At 49.1% G+C, this 5,370-nt stretch carries 2 tRNA genes and 2 rRNA genes; all 4 read left to right on the top strand.

Annotated elements, in window-relative coordinates:
* Positions 1 to 175 precede the first annotated feature (175 nt).
* The 4 genes from IO68_RS28070 to IO68_RS28055 all read left to right on the top strand — a co-directional run bounded on the left by IO68_RS28070 (position 176) and on the right by IO68_RS28055 (position 5,261).
* Positions 176 to 1,712, top strand: a 16S ribosomal RNA gene (locus IO68_RS28070).
* A gap of 59 nt (positions 1,713 to 1,771) precedes the next feature.
* Positions 1,772 to 1,848 (top strand) — tRNA-Ile (locus IO68_RS28065).
* Positions 1,849 to 1,919: 71 nt separating this feature from the next.
* Positions 1,920 to 1,995 (top strand) — tRNA-Ala (locus IO68_RS28060).
* Positions 1,996 to 2,369: 374 nt separating this feature from the next.
* Positions 2,370 to 5,261 (top strand): 23S ribosomal RNA (locus IO68_RS28055).
* The 16S and 23S rRNA genes sit together here with 2 tRNA genes alongside, the layout of an rRNA operon.
* The last annotated feature ends 109 nt before the right edge of the window (positions 5,262 to 5,370 follow it).

Genomic DNA, 5,370 nt, shown 5'->3' with positions numbered 1-5,370 from the left:
AGATCATTAAGAGAATAGAAGAACAACTTGTGTGGATTTTTACTGGTTGATCAATCGATATATATTATCATTGATAATTGGTAGAAATTTCTCGAAGTTTATTTGAGCAAATTTTTTGTCAGTAATTGATGAGCCAGAATTAGCACCTTGTCTTAACTAAGGTGCAAAATGATTTTAACTGAAGAGTTTGATCATGGCTCAGATTGAACGCTGGCGGCAGGCTTAACACATGCAAGTCGAGCGGGGAAAGGTAGCTTGCTACTGGACCTAGCGGCGGACGGGTGAGTAATGCTTAGGAATCTGCCTATTAGTGGGGGACAACATTCCGAAAGGAATGCTAATACCGCATACGTCCTACGGGAGAAAGCAGGGGACCTTCGGGCCTTGCGCTAATAGATGAGCCTAAGTCGGATTAGCTAGTTGGTGGGGTAAAGGCCTACCAAGGCGACGATCTGTAGCGGGTCTGAGAGGATGATCCGCCACACTGGGACTGAGACACGGCCCAGACTCCTACGGGAGGCAGCAGTGGGGAATATTGGACAATGGGGGGAACCCTGATCCAGCCATGCCGCGTGTGTGAAGAAGGCCTTATGGTTGTAAAGCACTTTAAGCGAGGAGGAGGCTACTAGTATTAATACTACTGGATAGTGGACGTTACTCGCAGAATAAGCACCGGCTAACTCTGTGCCAGCAGCCGCGGTAATACAGAGGGTGCGAGCGTTAATCGGATTTACTGGGCGTAAAGCGTGCGTAGGCGGCCATTTAAGTCAAATGTGAAATCCCCGAGCTTAACTTGGGAATTGCATTCGATACTGGATGGCTAGAGTATGGGAGAGGATGGTAGAATTCCAGGTGTAGCGGTGAAATGCGTAGAGATCTGGAGGAATACCGATGGCGAAGGCAGCCATCTGGCCTAATACTGACGCTGAGGTACGAAAGCATGGGGAGCAAACAGGATTAGATACCCTGGTAGTCCATGCCGTAAACGATGTCTACTAGCCGTTGGGGCCTTTGAGGCTTTAGTGGCGCAGCTAACGCGATAAGTAGACCGCCTGGGGAGTACGGTCGCAAGACTAAAACTCAAATGAATTGACGGGGGCCCGCACAAGCGGTGGAGCATGTGGTTTAATTCGATGCAACGCGAAGAACCTTACCTGGCCTTGACATACTAGAAACTTTCCAGAGATGGATTGGTGCCTTCGGGAATCTAGATACAGGTGCTGCATGGCTGTCGTCAGCTCGTGTCGTGAGATGTTGGGTTAAGTCCCGCAACGAGCGCAACCCTTTTCCTTACTTGCCAGCATTTCGGATGGGAACTTTAAGGATACTGCCAGTGACAAACTGGAGGAAGGCGGGGACGACGTCAAGTCATCATGGCCCTTACGGCCAGGGCTACACACGTGCTACAATGGTCGGTACAAAGGGTTGCTACCTAGCGATAGGATGCTAATCTCAAAAAGCCGATCGTAGTCCGGATTGGAGTCTGCAACTCGACTCCATGAAGTCGGAATCGCTAGTAATCGCGGATCAGAATGCCGCGGTGAATACGTTCCCGGGCCTTGTACACACCGCCCGTCACACCATGGGAGTTTGTTGCACCAGAAGTAGGTAGTCTAACCGCAAGGAGGACGCTTACCACGGTGTGGCCGATGACTGGGGTGAAGTCGTAACAAGGTAGCCGTAGGGGAACCTGCGGCTGGATCACCTCCTTAACGAAAGATTGGTGACTGGTAAGAATCCACAACAAGTTGTTCTTCGAAGATGTATCTGAGGGTCTGTAGCTCAGTTGGTTAGAGCACACGCTTGATAAGCGTGGGGTCACAAGTTCAAGTCTTGTCAGACCCACCACTACTGACGAAGTGATGAATAATCACAAGCTGCTAGATGAGAAGATATGTCGTTCATGATGATTGTAAGCTGGGGACTTAGCTTAGTTGGTAGAGCGCCTGCTTTGCACGCAGGAGGTCAGGAGTTCGACTCTCCTAGTCTCCACCATGAATTAAATAAAACATTTAATTCTGAGCTAAATAGATTATAGAGTTTAGTGAATACAGTCCAAGTTGACTGGTTTATTAATCTCTGTGATTTATCACAGTTTACTACGCACCGACGAGGTGGTAGTTAATCATTAACAGATTAGTAGAATTGAGTCTGAAATAAATTGTTCACTCAATTCATTCGAAAGAATGAAATTGAGAACTAGCAAAAACACTGAATCAAGCGTTTTGGTATATGAATTTAGATTGAAGCTGTACGGTGATTAGGTTCACGAAGCAACAAACTGGATGAGAGCGATGTAAGTTGAAAAACAAGCATAGCAATCTGTCCTAACCTTACTTGTAAGGGTTAGCGACTGTTTGGGGTTGTATAGTCAAGTAATTAAGTGCATGTGGTGGATGCCTTGGCAGTCAGAGGCGATGAAAGACGTGATAGCCTGCGAAAAGCTCCGGGGAGGCGGCAAATATCCTTTGATCCGGAGATTTCTGAATGGGGGAACCCACCCGCTATAAGGCGGGTATCAATAACTGAATACATAGGTTATTGAAGCGAACGAGGGGAAGTGAAACATCTCAGTACCCTTAGGAAAAGAAATCAATTGAGATTCCCTTAGTAGCGGCGAGCGAACGGGGAGCAGCCCATTAAGTTGTGTGTGTTCTAGTGGAACGCTCTGGGAAGTGCGAACGTAGAGGGTGATATTCCCGTACACGAAAGGGCACACACAATGATGACGAGTAGGGCGAGGCACGTGAAACCTTGTCTGAATATGGGGGGACCATCCTCCAAGGCTAAATACTCCTGACTGACCGATAGTGAACCAGTACCGTGAGGGAAAGGCGAAAAGAACCCCTGTGAGGGGAGTGAAATAGATCCTGAAACCGCATGCATACAAGCAGTGGGAGCACCTTCGTGGTGTGACTGCGTACCTTTTGTATAATGGGTCAGCGACTTACATTCAGTAGCAAGGTTAACCGAATAGGGGAGCCGTAGAGAAATCGAGTCTTAATAGGGCGTTTAGTTGCTGGGTGTAGACCCGAAACCAGGCGATCTATCCATGAGCAGGTTGAAGGTTGGGTAACACTAACTGGAGGACCGAACCCACTGTCGTTGAAAAGCCAGGGGATGACTTGTGGATAGGGGTGAAAGGCTAATCAAGCCTGGTGATAGCTGGTTCTCCCCGAAAGCTATTTAGGTAGCGCCTCGGACGAATACCATTGGGGGTAGAGCACTGTTTCGGCTAGGGGGTCATCCCGACTTACCAAACCGATGCAAACTCCGAATACCAATGAGTACTATCCGGGAGACAGACTGCGGGTGCTAACGTCCGTAGTCAAGAGGAAAACAATCCAGACCGCCAGCTAAGGCCCCAAAATCATAGTTAAGTGGGAAACGATGTGGGAAGGCATAGACAGCTAGGAGGTTGGCTTAGAAGCAGCCACCCTTTAAAGAAAGCGTAATAGCTCACTAGTCGAGTCGGCCTGCGCGGAAGATGTAACGGGGCTAAAACTATGTGCCGAAGCTGCGGATGTATACTTTGTATACGTGGTAGGGGAGCGTTCTGTAAGCCGATGAAGGTGTATTGAGAAGTATGCTGGAGGTATCAGAAGTGCGAATGCTGACGTGAGTAACGACAAAACGGGTGAAAAACCCGTTCGCTGAAAGACCAAGGGTTCCAGTCCAACGTTAATCGGGGCTGGGTGAGTCGACCCCTAAGGCGAGGCCGAGAGGCGTAGTCGATGGGAAATTGGTTAATATTCCAATACTTCTGTGTAATGCGATGAGAGGACGGAGAAGGTTAAGTCAGCCTGGCGTTGGTTGTCCAGGTGGAAGACAGTAGGCATGCATCTTAGGCAAATCCGGGGTGCTCTATGCTGAGAGTCGATAGCAAGCTGTACTTGTACAGTGAAGTGGCTGATACCATGCTTCCAGGAAAAGTCTCTAAGCTTCAGTTACACAGGAATCGTACCCGAAACCGACACAGGTGGTCAGGTCGAGTAGACCAAAGCGCTTGAGAGAACTCTGCTGAAGGAACTAGGCAAAATGGTACCGTAACTTCGGGAGAAGGTACGCTGCTGACGGTGATGGGACTTGCTCCCTGAGCGGTTGGCAGCCGCAGAAACCAGGCCGCTGCAACTGTTTATTAAAAACATAGCACTCTGCAAACACGAAAGTGGACGTATAGGGTGTGATGCCTGCCCGGTGCTGGAAGGTTAATTGATGGGGTTAGCGTAAGCGAAGCTCTTGATCGAAGCCCCAGTAAACGGCGGCCGTAACTATAACGGTCCTAAGGTAGCGAAATTCCTTGTCGGGTAAGTTCCGACCTGCACGAATGGCATAATGATGGCGGCGCTGTCTCCAGCAGAGGCTCAGTGAAATCGAAATCGCTGTGAAGATGCAGTGTACCCGCGGCTAGACGGAAAGACCCCGTGAACCTTTACTGCAGCTTGACATTGAACTTTGACCTTACTTGTGTAGGATAGGTGGGAGGCTTTGAAGTTGGAACGCTAGTTCCAATGGAGCCGTCCTTGAAATACCACCCTGGTAATGTTGAGGTTCTAACTCTGCCCCGTAATCCGGGGCGAGGACCATGTCTGGTGGGTAGTTTGACTGGGGCGGTCTCCTCCTAAAGAGTAACGGAGGAGTACGAAGGTGCGCTCAGCGTGGTCGGAAATCACGCGTAGAGTATAAAGGCAAAAGCGCGCTTAACTGCGAGACCCACAAGTCGAGCAGGTACGAAAGTAGGTCTTAGTGATCCGGTGGTTCTGTATGGAAGGGCCATCGCTCAACGGATAAAAGGTACTCTGGGGATAACAGGCTGATACCGCCCAAGAGTTCATATCGACGGCGGTGTTTGGCACCTCGATGTCGGCTCATCTCATCCTGGGGCTGAAGCAGGTCCCAAGGGTATGGCTGTTCGCCATTTAAAGAGGTACGCGAGCTGGGTTTAGAACGTCGTGAGACAGTTCGGTCCCTATCTACCGTGGGCGCTGGAAATTTGAGAGGATCTGCTCCTAGTACGAGAGGACCAGAGTGGACGAACCTCTGGTGTACCGGTTGTGACGCCAGTCGCATCGCCGGGTAGCTATGTTCGGAAGGGATAACCGCTGAAAGCATCTAAGCGGGAAGCCTACCTCAAGATAAGATTTCCCTAGGAATTTATTCCTCTAAAGAGCCGTTCGAGACTAGGACGTTGATAGGTTGGGTGTGGAAGTACGGTGACGTATGAAGCTGACCAATACTAATTGCTCGTGAGGCTTGACTATACAACACCCAAACAGTTGTTGTATTCAAGATAAATTCAATACATAACTTGATTTAGTGAAGAAACTAGTTACAATACGACTCAATTAACTAATCCGTTAATAACTCTTT

It is taken from the genome of Acinetobacter sp. COS3, from assembly GCF_000475335.1.
Classification (GTDB): Bacteria; Pseudomonadota; Gammaproteobacteria; order Pseudomonadales; family Moraxellaceae; genus Acinetobacter; species Acinetobacter venetianus.
This window is presented reverse-complemented; position numbering and strand designations above follow the sequence as displayed.